13 protein-coding genes are annotated in these 14,717 nt (G+C 51.2%); 8 read left to right on the top strand and 5 right to left on the bottom strand.

Features of this window, described 5'->3' with window-relative positions:
- Positions 1-35: 35 nt before the first annotated feature.
- The 4 genes from WC813_03895 to WC813_03880 all read right to left on the bottom strand — a co-directional run bounded on the left by WC813_03895 (position 36) and on the right by WC813_03880 (position 4,314).
- A complete protein-coding gene (locus tag WC813_03895) occupies positions 36-1,394 on the bottom strand; it encodes a hypothetical protein (protein MFA5947139.1) in 1,359 nt (452 codons plus the stop codon).
- Positions 1,394-2,527, bottom strand: coding sequence for a hypothetical protein (locus WC813_03890; protein MFA5947138.1), 1,134 nt, complete (start codon positions 2,525-2,527; stop codon positions 1,394-1,396). The genes WC813_03895 and WC813_03890 overlap by 1 nt, the downstream gene beginning before the upstream one ends.
- Positions 2,528-2,691: 164 nt before the next feature.
- Positions 2,692-3,369, bottom strand: coding sequence for an HAD family phosphatase (locus WC813_03885; protein ID MFA5947137.1), 678 nt, complete (start codon positions 3,367-3,369; stop codon positions 2,692-2,694).
- A gap of 84 nt (positions 3,370-3,453) precedes the next feature.
- Positions 3,454-4,314, bottom strand: a complete 861-nt coding sequence (locus tag WC813_03880; protein ID MFA5947136.1) for a hypothetical protein — start codon at positions 4,312-4,314, stop codon at positions 3,454-3,456.
- A gap of 92 nt (positions 4,315-4,406) precedes the next feature.
- On the opposite strand from WC813_03880, the gene WC813_03875 reads away from it, so the two are divergent.
- From WC813_03875 to WC813_03855, 5 genes are all read left to right on the top strand, one after another.
- Positions 4,407-6,998: a valine--tRNA ligase gene (locus WC813_03875; GenBank protein ID MFA5947135.1), complete on the top strand. Its 2,592-nt coding sequence runs from the start codon at positions 4,407-4,409 to the stop codon at positions 6,996-6,998.
- A gap of 10 nt (positions 6,999-7,008) precedes the next feature.
- Positions 7,009-8,199 carry a tyrosine--tRNA ligase gene (gene tyrS / locus WC813_03870; GenBank protein ID MFA5947134.1) on the top strand — a complete coding sequence of 397 codons (1,191 nt, stop codon included), beginning with the start codon at positions 7,009-7,011 and terminating at the stop codon, positions 8,197-8,199.
- A 2-nt stretch (positions 8,200-8,201) separates the two neighbouring features.
- Positions 8,202-9,905, top strand: coding sequence for an arginine--tRNA ligase (argS, locus tag WC813_03865; protein MFA5947133.1), 1,704 nt, complete (start codon positions 8,202-8,204; stop codon positions 9,903-9,905).
- 95 nt (positions 9,906-10,000) lie between these two features.
- Positions 10,001-10,366: a polymer-forming cytoskeletal protein gene (locus tag WC813_03860; protein MFA5947132.1), complete on the top strand. Its 366-nt coding sequence runs from the start codon at positions 10,001-10,003 to the stop codon at positions 10,364-10,366.
- A gap of 12 nt (positions 10,367-10,378) precedes the next feature.
- Complete coding sequence (locus WC813_03855; GenBank protein ID MFA5947131.1) at positions 10,379-11,119, top strand: diacylglycerol kinase family protein; 741 nt, start codon at positions 10,379-10,381, stop codon at positions 11,117-11,119.
- Here WC813_03855 and WC813_03850 read toward each other — a convergent pair.
- Positions 11,070-11,555 (bottom strand): vitamin K epoxide reductase family protein, encoded by a 486-nt coding sequence (locus WC813_03850; protein MFA5947130.1) that lies wholly within the window; start codon positions 11,553-11,555, stop codon positions 11,070-11,072. The two genes, WC813_03855 and WC813_03850, sit on opposite strands and share 50 nt — an antisense overlap.
- A 406-nt stretch (positions 11,556-11,961) precedes the next feature.
- On the opposite strand from WC813_03850, the gene WC813_03845 reads away from it, so the two are divergent.
- From WC813_03845 to WC813_03835, 3 genes are read left to right on the top strand one after another with little or no spacing between them, the layout of a single operon-like run.
- Entirely contained in the window at positions 11,962-13,806 is a 1,845-nt protein-coding gene (locus tag WC813_03845) for a ribonucleoside triphosphate reductase (GenBank protein MFA5947129.1), read from the top strand.
- 19 nt (positions 13,807-13,825) lie between these two features.
- A complete protein-coding gene (gene nrdD, locus WC813_03840) occupies positions 13,826-14,017 on the top strand; it encodes an anaerobic ribonucleoside-triphosphate reductase (protein MFA5947128.1) in 192 nt (63 codons plus the stop codon).
- Complete coding sequence (locus WC813_03835; protein ID MFA5947127.1) at positions 14,011-14,715, top strand: anaerobic ribonucleoside-triphosphate reductase activating protein; 705 nt, start codon at positions 14,011-14,013, stop codon at positions 14,713-14,715. The genes nrdD and WC813_03835 overlap by 7 nt, the downstream gene beginning before the upstream one ends.
- Positions 14,716-14,717 lie beyond the last annotated feature (2 nt).

Below are 14,717 nucleotides of genomic sequence, written 5' to 3'. Positions count from 1 at the left end.
CCTCCTAACAGTTCCTCACGGGCTTTTGTTTCGTCTCAAGTGATCGATCGCGCAAACTCGAGGGCGTCGGCCTTGGTCCAAAGCTTGCCGGACAGTTGTTCGTTCCTGATTTTACGCATAATCTCTCGGAGATGACGGCCGGGGGAGAGGCCAAGGGAGAGCAAATCCCGGCCGCGGACGAGTTCAGGCGGAGCTGTGTTTGGCATCTCGTCTTTTCTCCGTTTGGCCACGTACCAGCGTTCGCGAGCCTGCGAATTGTGTCCGCCAGTGACGGCCAGTGCGTGTAAGAATAGGAGGAGATCGTCCCCTTTTGGTCCACCAAAGACGTGCTCGAATTCGGCATGTGAAAGCTCGAGCGGGTCTTGATCGACAAGGATATTCCGGTGTTTGAGAAGGTGATCAACATCAGCGACAAGGTTTCTACCGTTTTCAAGGAGGGGCAGGTGGAGACGTTCAGTTGCTTTATGGAAGGCGGCAACACTCTCGTCCTCCAGTATGGCGAGAAGGGCGGCAAGCGTCACGGCCGGTGAAGCGCCGTGGCCATGCAAGTCCGAGAGGACGGTCTCGGCATGTTCATGTCCCGGAATGCCGCGGCTCGTGACTAGGTGCTCAAGCTTGGCGATTTCCGGCACGAGGTGTCCCATGACGCCAGACTTGAAAAAGTGTGTGATGGTTTCACCGGCATTTTGTGAGAGGGAAGACACGAATTCTCGTCCAAGATGCGCGCGAGGAATGTGATAGCGAGCCTTTCCGTTTTCATCGCTAACGAGTCTGTTCAGATTGCGCCCGAGCTTATGGATAGTATGGAGGGCGTGGTCCTCGATAGAAAACCCAAGATGTCCCGCAAGCCGCAGGAAGCGCAGCATACGAATGGGATCCTCATGGAATCGTTGTTCAGGATCGCCAATAGTGCGGAGCCTCTTTTCTTCGAGGTCGTTTAAGCCGTCAAAAGGATCGTGCAAAATGCCGTCGCGAACCGAATAGGCCATAGCGTTCACGGTTGCGTCTCGGCGTGCCAAGTCATGGACGAGGGGGAGTGTGTGATGAGAAGTGTGCTCAAGGGTTCTTGTGGCAGGATGCCAAATGCTGGACGCAGGGACACGAATGTCCAGGTCTTTAGAAGTATTCCGGCGATTACACCATTCTTGAAGCTCGTTTTCAGGAATTCCTTGAACGGTCAGGTGCACATGCTTTGGCACTTTTCCAATCACTGCATCTCTGGCGGTCCCGCCGGTGACTAGTACATCCGCCTCCGGATGATCTTTGAGCAGCTTAAACGCAACATTGAGCCGGGGTTCATCGGCTACAAACTTTCCTATTCTCGCGTGTGCAGGAACGTGGCGTGCGTAAGAGAGCGCGAACATGAACCAAGTATACCAAAACAAACCGTTCATTACTTCAGTACATTCTTCAAATGCCCAATTACGTTTCGTTCGGCCTCGACAATATCGTTGTGCGTCAAAATGATCCGAGTAGCTTCTCGAGTGCCAGAGGCTTTGAAAGGGGAGCTGAGAGCCAGGGCATCATGCGGGCGCTCGGCGAAGAGACGGCCGGCAACGTGTCCGTCCTTGGTTTCGTGCAGGAGTACAACAACTTTCGCATCAGGAGCAGTGGACAGCAACTCGGAAACGATGTCATCAAGCGTGCTTTCGTCAGCGCTCGCGGTGGCGAAATCTGAGCGCGTGAGGGTAGTCCAGACCAGTCCGATCGAGGCGTCAGACTTGAGACGGGCAAGGGCACGGCCCCAAAGTCTCAAGGTCTCGACAGATCTTGTTCTGTAGAGTTTCTCGACTATTTCCTCGCGGTTTGCGCCCTTTGCAATGAGTCCGCTGGCGGTTTCGAGTGTTTTTGGCGTCACGTTCGGTGTGCGGAAGCTCTTCGTCTTGGCAATCATGCCAGCTAGGAATGCCGTAGCCGTGTCGGCATCGATCAACGTAGCGTCGATCTTCTCGAACAAACGATATAGAACCTCGCCAACGCTTGTGGAGCCAACGTCTACTACATTGAATTGACCAAAATGTTCATTGGCCTGAGCGTGGTCAATGTTCATGATGGGTGTTTCATAGAAAAAGTCTGCGTACTTTTCCTGCAGCGTGCCAAGGGACTTCATGTCCGCGGCCCCGAGCACGATCACCAGGTCATAGCGGTAGGCAGTAGTTGAGATCGTCACGTCATCACGCGTCCAAAAACCGTTCTTTGGTGAGATGTGAATGCGGAGCTCCTCGCCAACCTTCGAATAGGAGAGTTCGTCTATAGCCGCCTTCGCGGTTTTGAGGTGAATGGTTAGCGTGCGGATGTTTGGGACGTCGCCCTTCACTTCTTTTGCAGTTTTCAAAAATGACAATGCTTCTGGTGCTCGGCCGCCTGAGGAAATAATCTCCGCTTCTTTACCGAGTTTCTTAATAACCGCCGCCAGACCAAAGGCTGAGGCAAAATGATCAACGGTCGAAACCTCCGGCAATACGATGACCGGACGCTCGGAGCGTTTAATAGTATGGAAAATTTGATCGGAGGGGGAGAGGGACATACCTGAAGGGGTGAACCTTATATGCATCGCGGGATGCGGTCAAGGTGTCCATCCTGAGGCCTCTCTGACGTCCACCCTTTTGGAGCCCTCGGACATTATCCTTCTGGCTCTGAAAAATAGCAGCCCGCCTTAGCAGAGTGCCAAGGCGGGCAGGGGACGATGCGTCACGGTTCGAGCAGGCGGCTCAGGAAGAGCTCGGGGTTGGCCATCTCGTGCACGGAGAGGATATGGCGGGTGCCCTGGAGGCGGTGGCGCGCGTTCAGCTCGTGCCGGACGCCGATGACGGACAATCCAGCTGCGAGGGCAGATTCGCACCCAGCGTCCGTGTCCTCTAGGGCCAGCGCGCTGTCGCGATCTGTGAACGTGAGCTTCATGGCCTTCACGTACGGCTCTGGAGACGGCTTGACTGCCGTCACGTCGTCCCCGGACACCAGGTTTACCGCCCAGGGGGCGAGGCCGGTTTTCCGGAGGACTCGTTCCATCTCTATCCGCGTACTAGAACTCACGATGGCGATCTTGAGTCGCCGTTCGCGAATCATCTTGAAGAGGCGGAGAGCGCCTTCATGTGCGGCGGCGAACTCGTCCACCAGTTTGGCATAGTGGATGTTCCAGATGTGGCGGTAGTCATGAGGGGCCAGGTTGGTGCCGGCCTTTTCCATGAGTTCTCTGGACACCTCAGAGAAGGGGCGTCCCATGACTTCGGCGTAGTCGTTCAGCTCAAGGAGTCTTCGCGCTCCTTGTCCCTTTAGCGTCCGCTCGTGCGCTTTGCGCTTGAGCTCTTCCGTGTTCACGAGCGTTCCGTCCATGTCAAAAAGAAGTGCCCTGAGAAGATCATTGGTCATGAGACCTCCGGCTTCAAAAATTACGGCATACTTACTGCAAAGTCAAAACCGACCCATGAAGGAGTCGGTTTCTTTATTGAACTATCAATTTTTTCGGTATTCAGCAAACGCGCTCAGGAGGTCATCGCAGTTTTCATTGGCGACACTGACGACGTAGAGCAATTCATTGCCCTTCAGCACGAGAGTTTTTCCTTGAGTTCCGCCGTGCAGATAATAGCGAGGACGCGCCACTTCCTTTTTGAGGTATTTCATCATGTCGGTAACGGATTGGGCCTGCATCCGCACTCTATCAGTGAAGCTGAGTCCGGCTTTGAATCGCATGTATTGCTCGACTTCTCCGTATGTCATCACCTGGATTTCTTGTAGGTCGCTAAAGGGGAGTTCGACCACAGAGGGTTGATCGCGGTCGCTTAGGTTGACGATGCCGAGATCGAGAAGGATTCCTTGATTGGTTAGTGTATATCGCGCGCGAAATTTACTGCTGGGTGGTTGGAGGGTAGGACCGATTTTTCTGAGAATAATCCAAAGGAATCTTCGAAGAATCAAGAAGTAGACAAGGAAAGTAGCAGCTTGAGCTAGGAATATGGAAGTGATGTGCAGCGGTCTGGGGTCATTCATGAGGAAATAGCCCATCGCGACGACTATTGCGACGTAGAAGGCTACTCCCAAAATAAAGCGAATGACATTTATTCCGAGCGAAGCTTTTTCGAACGTACTTGGCGCGGTGCCGAAGTCGGCCCGCATTTTTTCCGTTCGATTGATGACCGTTGTGCCGAGTAGATCCAGAACGAACGCGACAAAGAGTGATAAGGCGATAGATTCTCCCACACCAGTCCACTCCACCTTCAGGGAAGAAATCATCATGAAAGCTGCTCCGGTAATGCCGAATGCAATGACGACGAATGCCTGCACGCGTTCGTTCCATTTGAGGAAGTTGATTTTCATATTTGGTTAGCATTAGCGTAGCACGTCGTAACTTCAGCCTCAACAAAGATCAATAGACATATCTGAACATTTCTACTATCCTCATGTGAGTTATGAATGAAATGCCAAAAGCCTACGAGCCCCAGGGAAAGGAAGACTCCTTGTATCAACTTTGGCTCGATAGCGAGTACTTTAACCCGGATAAACTGCCTGATCTCGAACAGAGAACTGAGGCTTTTTCTATTGTTCTCCCGCCGCCCAACGTCACCGGCACTTTGCACATGGGCCACGCCACGATGTTGGCTATTGAGGACGCGATGGTTCGCTTTGCTCGATTACGAGGGAAACGCGCACTTTGGATTCCCGGCACCGATCATGCGGCAATCGCCACTCAGTCAAAGGTAGAAGGCATGATTTTTAAGGCCGAGAAGAAGACGCGCTATGACCTAGGTCGCGAGGCACTGCTTGAGCGCGTTAACGCCTTTGCGCAAGAAAGCCATGACACGATTGTGGGCCAGGTGAAAAAAATGGGTGCCTCGGTTGACTGGAGCCGCGAGGCGTATACGCTCGACGATGCTCGGAATAAGGCCGTGAACGTTGCCTTCAAGCAGATGTATGACGATGGTTTGATTTACCGTGGCTACCGCGTCGTCAACTGGGACCCAATCGGACAAACGACTATCGCCGACGACGAGATCGTCTACAAAGAGACCACGGCCAAGCTTTACACGTTTAAGTACTCAAAGGATTTTCCAATTTCGATTTCCACCACTCGCCCAGAGACAAAAGTGGGGGATACGGCGGTGGCAGTGCATCCGAAGGGGAAATATAAGAAGTTTATTGGTCAGGAGTTTGATGTTGTTTTTGCCGGCTCAAAGTTGCACTTGAAGATTGTCGGCGATGAATCCGTTGACCCAGAGTTCGGTACGGGTGCGCTTGGTGTCACTCCAGCCCACAGTTCGATTGACTTTGATATTGCCAAGCGCCATGAACTCCCCATGATCCAGGTGATTGGCGAGGACGGGAACATGCTTCCCGCAGCCGGCGAGCTAGTTTCTGGCATGAGTACAAAAAGTGCTCGGGAGAAAGTGGTGGAGTGGTTGCGTGAAAATAATTTGCTTGAGGGCGAGGAAGATTCTGCGCAAAATTTGTCGACCGCTGAAAGAACGGGCGGAATCATTGAGCCTTTGCCTAAGCTGCAATGGTTTATTGGCGTGAATACAGAATTTACCCGTGATGGAAAACAGGTGACGCTGAAGGGACTCATGCAGGACGCGGTTCGCTCAAAAGCGATCGACATCATGCCCGACAGATTCGAAAAAACTTATTTTCATTGGATCGATAACCTCCGCGATTGGAACATCAGCCGCCAGATTTGGTTCGGCCATCGTGTGCCGGTTTGGTACAAGGGTGAGGAGCTAGCTGTTGGCGAAGCGCCGAAGGGTGAGGGCTGGACGCAGGACGAAGACACGCTCGATACTTGGTTTTCTTCTGGTCTTTGGACATTCTCTACTCTCGGCTGGCCCGATAAGACGAAGGATCTCGAGTTCTTCCATCCAACGAACGTCCTTGAGACGGGCTACGACATTCTCTTTTTCTGGGTAGCTCGCATGATTCTCATGTCGACGTACCTGCTTGGCGAGGTGCCATTCAAAACCGTGTATTTGCACGGCTTGGTTCGTGATGAACAAGGCAGAAAAATGTCGAAATCACTTGGCAACATCATCAACCCGCTCGACATGATTGAGAAGTACGGTGCCGATGCTACTCGATTGTCGCTGGTACTCGGAAATACTCCCGGCAACGACTTGAAACTGTCCGAGGAGAAGATCGCTGGCTTCAGAAACTTCACGAACAAGCTCTGGAACATTTCGCGGTTCATTTTGTCGAAAGTCGAAGGTGGAAAGTCGAAAGGTGGAGTTCCAGAGCCGAAGACACTCGCAGACCGCTGGATCCTCGGTCGCTTCAGTGAGGTGGTCGAAAAGGTAACGAAGCTCCAGGAGGCGTATGACCTCTCGCTCGCTGGCGAAGTACTACGCGAATTTACGTGGAGTGAGTTTGCCGATTGGTACCTCGAAATTGCCAAGATTGAAGGTGAGAAGGACGAGATCCTGATCTTTATCCTCGAAAGACTTCTTATTTTGTGGCACCCGTTCATGCCGTTTGTGACGGAGGAGATTTACAAGAACTTCGACAAGGGATTGATCATGGTCGCCAAGTGGCCGGATGATGTTAAGTTCAAGCTTTCAAAGGGTGACGCTGATGCATTTGCAGATTTACAGTCGGTTATTGCGGCTATTCGTGTCATCAGAGCCGAGCGAAATATTGAAAACAAGAAGACGCTTGACGTAGCTATTAACCTGAGTGAGTCTTTGAAGGATCAGGCTACGCTTATTGAGGAATCAACTAACAGCGCGTTTGTTTCCGTTGCTTCCGAGAACGCCGCGAAGGCAGTGATTGGCGGCATGACCATTTCCGTGTCACTCGATGGGCTTGTCGATTTTGCCGCACAACGGAAGTCGCTTGAGAAAGAGCTGGTCGAAGCAAAGAAATACGCCATGGCACAGGAGACAAAGCTTTCGAATCAAGATTTCGTTGGTCGCGCGCCTGAGAAGGTGATTGCGCTTGAACGCGAGAAGCTAGCTAAGGCTCAAGAGAAGGTTTCGACACTTGAGAAAGAGCTGAATTCAATGCCTAAGGCATAATAGGGGACATATGAAAGCGACCGACCAACAAATTGCCGAATTTTTGACCCGAAGCGTTGAGAACGTATATCCCAAGCGGGAGGCGTTGCTAGAGCTACTTGAGAGCGACAAAAAAATCCGCGTCTATCTTGGCGTTGACCCTACGGGAACCACTCTCCACATTGGCCACGCTATTCCGCTCCGCAAGCTCGGTGAGCTGCAACGCATGGGGCATGAGGTGATTCTGTTGATTGGCGACTTCACGGCCATGATTGGTGATCCTACGGACAAAACCGCCACTCGCAAACAACTGACGCGTGATGAGGTGCTCGCTAACTGCAAGAATTACCAGACCCAGGCTTCGGCATTTATTGATTTTGGCGGTCAGAACCCAGCCAAGCTCATGTTTAACAACGACTGGCTCGGCAAGATGTCATTTGCTGATGTGGTTGAGCTTGCCTCGCACTTCACCGTGCAACAGATGATGGAACGTGACATGTTTGAGAAGCGTCTACAGGAAGAGAAGCCGATCGGCCTCCACGAGTTCATGTACCCCTTGATGCAGGGTTACGATTCTGTAGCTATGGAGGTGAACCTGGAAATCGGCGGCAATGATCAGACGTTCAACATGCTCGCTGGCCGCACCCTTTTGCGCGAGATGAAAGGGAAGGAAAAGCTCGTCCTCACGACTAAGTTGCTGACAGATCCAACTGGCAAGAAGATGGGCAAGAGTGAAGGCAACATGATTTCTTTGAACGACAGCCCCGAGGACATGTACGGTAAGGTCATGAGCTGGACGGACGGCATGATTTTGTCCGGTTTTGAGCTCTGCACTGACGTTCCGGTCGACGAGATCGTCGAGATCGGTAAAAAGATGGAAGCAGGGGAGAACCCGGTAGAGTTTAAGCACCGTCTTGCGTATGAGATCGTCGCCGCTTTTTTGAATGATGAAGCCGCTGATAAAGCCAGCGAACACTTTACGCAGGTTCACAAATCTGGTGAGGTGCCGGCTGATGCCCCAGAGTTTGCTGTCGGCGCGGGGATGACTATCGTCGACGTTTTGGTCGGTTCCGGCATCGTTAAGTCCCGCGGAGAGGCGAAGCGCCAGGTTGAGCAGGCTGGTGTGAAGGTTGACGGCAATGTTGTCGAAGACCCGATGCTCGTGGTTTCCGCCGGTTCGATCGTCCAGAAAGGCAAGCGATTCTTTGTTCGATTAGTTTAACTATGTACGCACTTGATCAAGCTAAAAAAGAGATTCTCCTGTCCTTGAAAAAGGCGCTCGGCAAAACGTATGCCGTGAACCAGGATATGCTCATGACGCCGCCTAAGCCGGAGTATGGCGATCTTTCGTTTGCTTGTTTTGCGCTCGGCAAGGGAATGCAACGAAACCCGGCGGAGATTGCCACGGAGTTGGCCGCTAAGATTGCGCCGTCATCTCTGGTGAAAAAGATTAGCTCGCTTGGGCCGTACGTGAACTTCACCTTTGAAGAAACTGCCTTTGCGACGCATGTGTTTAAGGATGTACTCGGCGGAAAGGTGCGCTACGGAAAGTCCACAACGGGCAGAGGCAAGAAGGTGCTTGTCGAATATGTGAACTTCAACACGCACAAAGAAGTGCACGTTGGCCACCTCAGAAATCTCACCTACGGAAAAGCCATCGTGAATATTCTTCGGCAAAATGGTTTTGACGTAACCCCGGTGTCTTACATAAACGACCTCGGCAACAACGTCGCGCGCTGTTTGTGGGGGTTGACGCATTTGAACATGGGCGAGGAACCCATCGGCGACAAGCTGAATTACCTTGGCCGTGCCTACACGGAAGCTACCAAGGCTATCGGTGAGGATGAAGAGAAACGCGCGGAGGTATCAAAGATCCAGCGGGATCTTGAAAACATGGAGGGCGACAACATCGCGCTTTGGAAGAAGACACAGAAGTGGTCCATGGATGGCATGAAAGAAGTGTTTGCCGAGTTTGGCCTTGAGCTCGACCGCATTTATTTGGAGCATGAGTTGATTGACGAAACGCACGCCATCGTAAAACGTCTCCTGACGGAAGGGATCGCGCGAGTTTCTGAAGGTGCAGTGATTGTTGACCTGGAAGCCGAGAAGCTTGGGGTGAACCTGCTTAGAAAATCTGACGGGACATTGCTTTATAATGCAAAAGACTTAGCCCTCGCTTACAAGAAAGAGGCAGATTACGTCGCCGATCGATCCATTATCGTCGTCGATGCTCGCCAGTCGCTCGCCTTTAAGCAGCTATCAGCAACACTGAAGAAGATGGGCTTCCCTCGGGAAGTTATTCACTTGGCGTTTGATTTTGTGACCCTGCCAGAAGGCGCCATGAGCTCGCGCAAGGGGAACATTGTTCGCTGGTCAGATTTGCGTGATGCTATGTTTGAGAAACTAGTCGAAGCCACTAAAGGCCGTCACCCAGACTGGCGCGAACGCAAGATTGCAGACACGGCTAGCGCTCTCATGCATTCGGCGGTGACGTTCATGATGCTTCGCCAAGATCCAGAAAAGATGATCACCTTTGATATGGAAGAGGCCATGGCCACAGATGGCTTTACCGGCCCGTACTTAATGTACTCAATTGCCCGCGTTGAAAGTTTGAAGCGTAAAGCTTCCGTGAAGCCTCTGCCAAAACCGGAGTTGTTGACGGACAAGAAAGAGCACGCGCTTCTCAGAAAGCTTGCTCAGTATCCTTCGGTGGTCGCTCACGCCGGTGGTTCATATAGCCCGAATGCTATCGCTCAGTATGGATTCGAGCTCGCTCAAGATTTTGCAGGGTATTATGAATCCGTCCGCATCCTGGATGCCGAGTCTTCTGAGCTCGCCGCCGCCCGTTTGGCACTCATGGAGTCTGTGCGACAGGTGTTAGCAAACCTTTGTGGCATTTTGGGACTCGTGGTAGTGAAGGAGATGTAAGAAGTATTAAAAAGTAAAGTATTAAAGTATTAAAGTTTCCAATGCAACTTCCGTCAGGCTTTACGCTTTAATCTTTAAGACTTTAATCTTAAAATATGGCTAAGAATAACCAGGTTGGTGAGACGATCATTGCGCGAGGAGTGCGAATTGAGGGTGAGTTTATTGCTGAAGGCGATATCATCATTGAGGGCGAGGTACGCGGAACTATTTCTACGGCCGGGGATTTGAAAATTGGGGAAGATGCTCAGATTGAAGCTGACGTTCACGCGCAGAACGCGGTCATTTCCGGTCGGGTGCATGGCAATATTAAGATTGAGGCTCGGTTAGATTTGATGGCCTCTTCTCACGTGTCAGGAGACATTAATGCCCGCGTGCTGGCTGTTGAAGCAGGTTCAGAAATAAACGGTATGGTGCATATGGGCGAGGAGGCAAAAAAAGGTAAAAAGGAGGTTGAGGAGTAAAACTCCACAACTGTGTATTCCTACGTTTACGATGAGTTTCTTGAAGATCGCAGGTACGAACGCGAGTTAGCTCTCATAGAAACGCGCCTGACGGATCTTGGAATCACCGGCAAGATTGTCCGCCTTGCCTTGTTTCGCGATGCCGTACAAGTGGTTCGGCAAGAGGTGCGAGCAGGGGCAACGACAATCGTGGCCGTTGGGAATGACGATACGTTATACCGGGTTATTGAGGCCGTGGGCGACTCACGTGTCGTCGTTGCATTTATTCCTGTTGGTGGCACGTCCCCAATGGCCGATCTGTTGGGTATCCCAACGGGCGTTCTAGCTTGCGACATCCTCTCCGCCCGGCTGGTTGCAGACATGGATCTGGGCGAGGTGAACGGCCGGCGATTCCTGCATGCCGCCACTATAGACGCGAGCGGGGGAGTGATGGAATGCGAAGATAAGTACAAACTGGTTCCGTTGCGGAAGTGCACGCTCGAAATTCGTAATTTATATCACCCTGATGACATTGGTTCAGTAGATCCGACTGACGGCAGCATGACGATGGTCACTAGACTGCCGCGGCTCTCCCTGTTTAAACGAAAAGAGGACGTAGGCGTCCTCCATCTGAAGCGCGCTCATCTATCTTTTCCGAACGTTCGTACGATGACCGTTGACGGCGAGAAGATCGAGGCCGAACATTTTGATATTAGAGCGATTCCTAATCGCTTGCGTCTGGTAACGGGGAAGGAACGGAAGTTTGTCGCGTAATTTTTTTAAGAGTGAGTAGAATGTGCACGCCTAGGTTTACTAGGACAAATGAGATACCGGCGCTGATCATGCAATAGATGCAAATCGCCTTAATGACAAACAATTGAACGCCTACCAGCCAGGCTGAAGTCAGAATGCTGACTACGCTTAAGATGGCTACCGCTTTAAGAACTTTTTCTAAGCCAAACTCTCGGTAGGTTAGGGCGCCGAAAAACATGGTGAGGTAAAAGAGCATGCCGATCAATGACAGGGGCACGCCAAAGACCATGGAATAAGGGCTTTGTGAAACTATTTCACACCCGCCAACTACCCCGCACCTAAGCGGTGTGCCAAAAAGCTTATGGGCGGTCAGGTAGCCAGAGTCTAATAATCCGATGAGTGAGAGCGCCATGATAGCGATCGAGACCAGACGAAGACGAAGGTGGCGTTCAGGCATACAGGGTCAGAATACGCGCTTTCTCTATGAAAGAAAAGGCATTCAAGAGTTGTGCACAAGGCGAGGTTATTTTTTTATAAAGTGCTATACTCATAAACACAACATATAGTGTGTAGGAAAGTTCCACACCACTATATGCTGGAAATAGCGTATGTCCTGTGTTCTTAAAGAATACCGTTGCCACGGGTGCCAAAAACTCCTTTTTAAGGGAGTCATCGTGGATAGTGTGATCGAGATAAAGTGTAAGACGTGCCATGCCCTAAGCACCATTGAGGAACACAGTGCGAACGAGTATTTGTGCGGCATCGTGCCATGTCCCCACAGAGTGCCGGTTGGCAAAATTTAGAAAAATCCATAAGAAGCTCAAGAAGCTCACATGATGTGAGTTTTTTGTTCGTCAAAATTTATGACTGAGGAACTCAAGAAAACGGGCGCGACGGTGGACGTGCAGAAAACCATTGGCGAATATCTCGCTAAGGGGGATTGGCGTGTTAATGCTAACTCTAACCAAGGTTTTTCCCTGGGTGGGATGATTTTGAACACCGCCGGTAAAGTCACGGCTAACTATTGGTTATCGCACATCTATCCTAGTTATGTTGGCGAAGCTCACCGAGAAGGTGCTATTCATATTCACGATCTAGACATGTTTTCCGGTTATTGCGCTGGCTGGAGCCTGCGCGCCTTGCTTGAAGAAGGTTTTAATGGCGTCTCGGAAAAGATTGAATCCGGTCCGCCCAAGCATTTATCGTCGGCCGTGGCCCAAATGGTGAATTTCCTAGGCACGCTCCAGAATGAGTGGGCCGGAGCGCAGGCATTCTCGAGTTTTGATACATACCTCGCGCCGTTCGTTAAGAAGTTTGAGCTCGAGATACGCAAAGAATTAGCTGATTCGGGCGCAACCTTTCCAAGTGACGAAGCCCGCGAGAAATACGTCGCTGACCGGCTGTACAAGCACGTTCACCAACAGATTCAATCATTCGTCTTTAACCTGAACATTCCCTCCCGTTGGGGAACCCAGACGCCTTTTACAAACATTACTCTTGATTGGGATTGCCCAGATGACCTAAAAGAGAAACGATTATTGCTCGGCGGTAAGCCGTTCGAGTACACCTATGGCGAGCTTGGCCATGAGATGGACCTGATCAACAAAGCCTTCATTGAGGTCATGATGCGGGGCGACGAAAAAGGGCGGACGTTTACGTTTCCAATTCCAACCTACAATGTTACCAAAGATTTCGCTTGGACTGATCCAAAGAACCTACCGCTCTTTGAAATGACCGCTAAGTATGGGACGCCGTACTTTCAAAACTTCGTAAACTCGGATCTGAATCCTGGCGATGTGCGGAGCATGTGTTGTCGGCTTCAGCTGAATCTGACCGAACTTAGAAAACGCGGGGGAGGGCTATTCGGTTCGGCAGAAATGACCGGTTCGATCGGTGTCGTGACGATTAATGCCGCTCGTATTGGCTACGAAACGAAGGGCGACAAGGAAGCGTTCATGAAGCGTTTGCGAGAGCTGATGCAGTTTGGCAAGGAGTCGCTCGAAATCAAGCGTCGAGTCATTCAAGAGTGGATTGATGCCGGTTTATTCCCGTTCACCAAGCGTTACCTAGGCTTCTTGCGTAACCATTTCTCGACTATTGGGGTGAACGGCATCAATGAAGCTATCAGAAACTTTACGGATGATAAAGAGAATGTTGCCACTCCCTGGGGCCACGAATTCGCTGTCGAAATCCTCGACGTCATGCGCCAAGAACTCGCCAATTATCAAGAGGAAACCAAACATTTCTATAACCTGGAGGCTACTCCAGCGGAGGGTGCAACTTACCGGTTCGCCAAAGAGGATCAGAAACGGTTTGAAAACATTCTCCAGGCAGGCACCATCGAAGCTCCCTACTATACGAACTCTTCGCAGTTGCCGGTTGGTTACACGGACGATGTATTCCAAGCTCTCGAACTCCAGGATGACCTGCAGACCAAATACACTGGCGGTACGGTCTTCCACGCCTACATGACGGAAAAGATCTCGAGCGGTGCCCAGTGCCGAGATTTGGTTAGAAAGATTTTATCGAAGTTCCGCCTGCCATATATCACCATCACGCCGACTTTCTCGATCTGCCCGAACCACGGGTATCTGACTGGGGAGTGGGACTGGTGCCCAAAGTGTGACTTGGAAAATGGGGTAGAAAGTGCTCCGCGACTAGACTCAGTGATTCGCCTCAAACATGCCAGTACAGCATCTGCAAAATAAATAAACAAATAATCATTCTATGCAACAGATCATCCGGGCCAGAACCAAGTGCGAAGTTTGGACGCGCGTCATGGGCTACCACCGTCCAGTTTCGCATTTCAACATCGGCAAGAAGTCAGAGCATTACTCCCGTAAGCATTATGAGGAATGTTTGACGGCCAACGCGGCCTTTGTAGCTGAATATTCCCCGGCTGCTGCCGCGGTATGCTAATTTCTGGCATTCAGCCCTGTACCTTCTTAGACTTCCCAGAAAAAACCGCCTGTATTGTCTTCACACCTGGGTGTAATTTTAGGTGTGCCTACTGCCACAACCCTGAGTTTGTTCTTCCTGAGCGTATCAAGGAACTTCGACCGGGCTTTATTCCGGAAGAAACATTCTTTCGGTTCCTTGATCGTCGGCAAGACCTGTTAGACGGTGTGGTTGTAACCGGGGGCGAGCCAACTCTCATGCCGGATCTCCTAGACTTCTTGCGCAAAGTAAAGGACAAGGGCTTCAAGACTAAGCTCGACACGAACGGCAACCGTCCCGCAGTTCTTCGACGGGCGCTCGATGAAGGACTCGTTGATTACGTGGCGATGGACGTAAAAACTAGCTTGGCTGAGTACCAAAATCTCGCGGGTCCGCTGGCTGATCCCTCGGCGATTGCCGAGAGCATTGAACTATTAAAAGCGAGTGCAGTACCGAGCGAATTTCGTTCGACCATTCTTCAGGAGCTCCATCCGCCAAGCGTGCTTGATGACATGGCTAAACTTTTGGTTGGGGCGAAGATTCTATATTTACAGAAGTTTCGTCCGGGAGTTGTGTTAAAGCCAGAAGCGTCGAGTTATCACCCGTTTTCTGACAGGGAGATGATGCAGATCGCCGATTTCTTTCGAGCCACTGTGCCTAATGTTATAATTCGCTCATAAAT

The organism is Patescibacteria group bacterium, from assembly GCA_041659765.1.
Lineage (GTDB): Bacteria > Patescibacteriota > Patescibacteriia > UBA9934 > UBA9934 > JAGORL01.
This window is presented reverse-complemented; position numbering and strand designations above follow the sequence as displayed.

What these genes read in the sequence shown, in the direction of transcription:
- WC813_03845 (MFA5947129.1), top strand. Translation starts at nt 11,962, where the DNA reads ATGACTGAGGAACTCAAGAAAACGGGCGCGACGGTGGACGTGCAGAAA.
- nrdD (MFA5947128.1), top strand. Translation starts at nt 13,826, where the DNA reads ATGCAACAGATCATCCGGGCCAGAACCAAGTGCGAAGTTTGGACGCGC.
- WC813_03880 (MFA5947136.1), bottom strand. Translation starts at nt 4,314, where the DNA reads ATGAAAATCAACTTCCTCAAATGGAACGAACGCGTGCAGGCATTCGTC.
- tyrS (MFA5947134.1), top strand. Translation starts at nt 7,009, where the DNA reads ATGAAAGCGACCGACCAACAAATTGCCGAATTTTTGACCCGAAGCGTT.
- WC813_03860 (MFA5947132.1), top strand. Translation starts at nt 10,001, where the DNA reads ATGGCTAAGAATAACCAGGTTGGTGAGACGATCATTGCGCGAGGAGTG.
- WC813_03890 (MFA5947138.1), bottom strand. Translation starts at nt 2,527, where the DNA reads ATGTCCCTCTCCCCCTCCGATCAAATTTTCCATACTATTAAACGCTCC.
- WC813_03850 (MFA5947130.1), bottom strand. Translation starts at nt 11,555, where the DNA reads ATGCCTGAACGCCACCTTCGTCTTCGTCTGGTCTCGATCGCTATCATG.
- WC813_03835 (MFA5947127.1), top strand. Translation starts at nt 14,011, where the DNA reads ATGCTAATTTCTGGCATTCAGCCCTGTACCTTCTTAGACTTCCCAGAA.
- WC813_03875 (MFA5947135.1), top strand. Translation starts at nt 4,407, where the DNA reads ATGAATGAAATGCCAAAAGCCTACGAGCCCCAGGGAAAGGAAGACTCC.
- WC813_03885 (MFA5947137.1), bottom strand. Translation starts at nt 3,369, where the DNA reads ATGACCAATGATCTTCTCAGGGCACTTCTTTTTGACATGGACGGAACG.
- argS (MFA5947133.1), top strand. Translation starts at nt 8,202, where the DNA reads ATGTACGCACTTGATCAAGCTAAAAAAGAGATTCTCCTGTCCTTGAAA.
- WC813_03895 (MFA5947139.1), bottom strand. Translation starts at nt 1,394, where the DNA reads ATGAACGGTTTGTTTTGGTATACTTGGTTCATGTTCGCGCTCTCTTAC.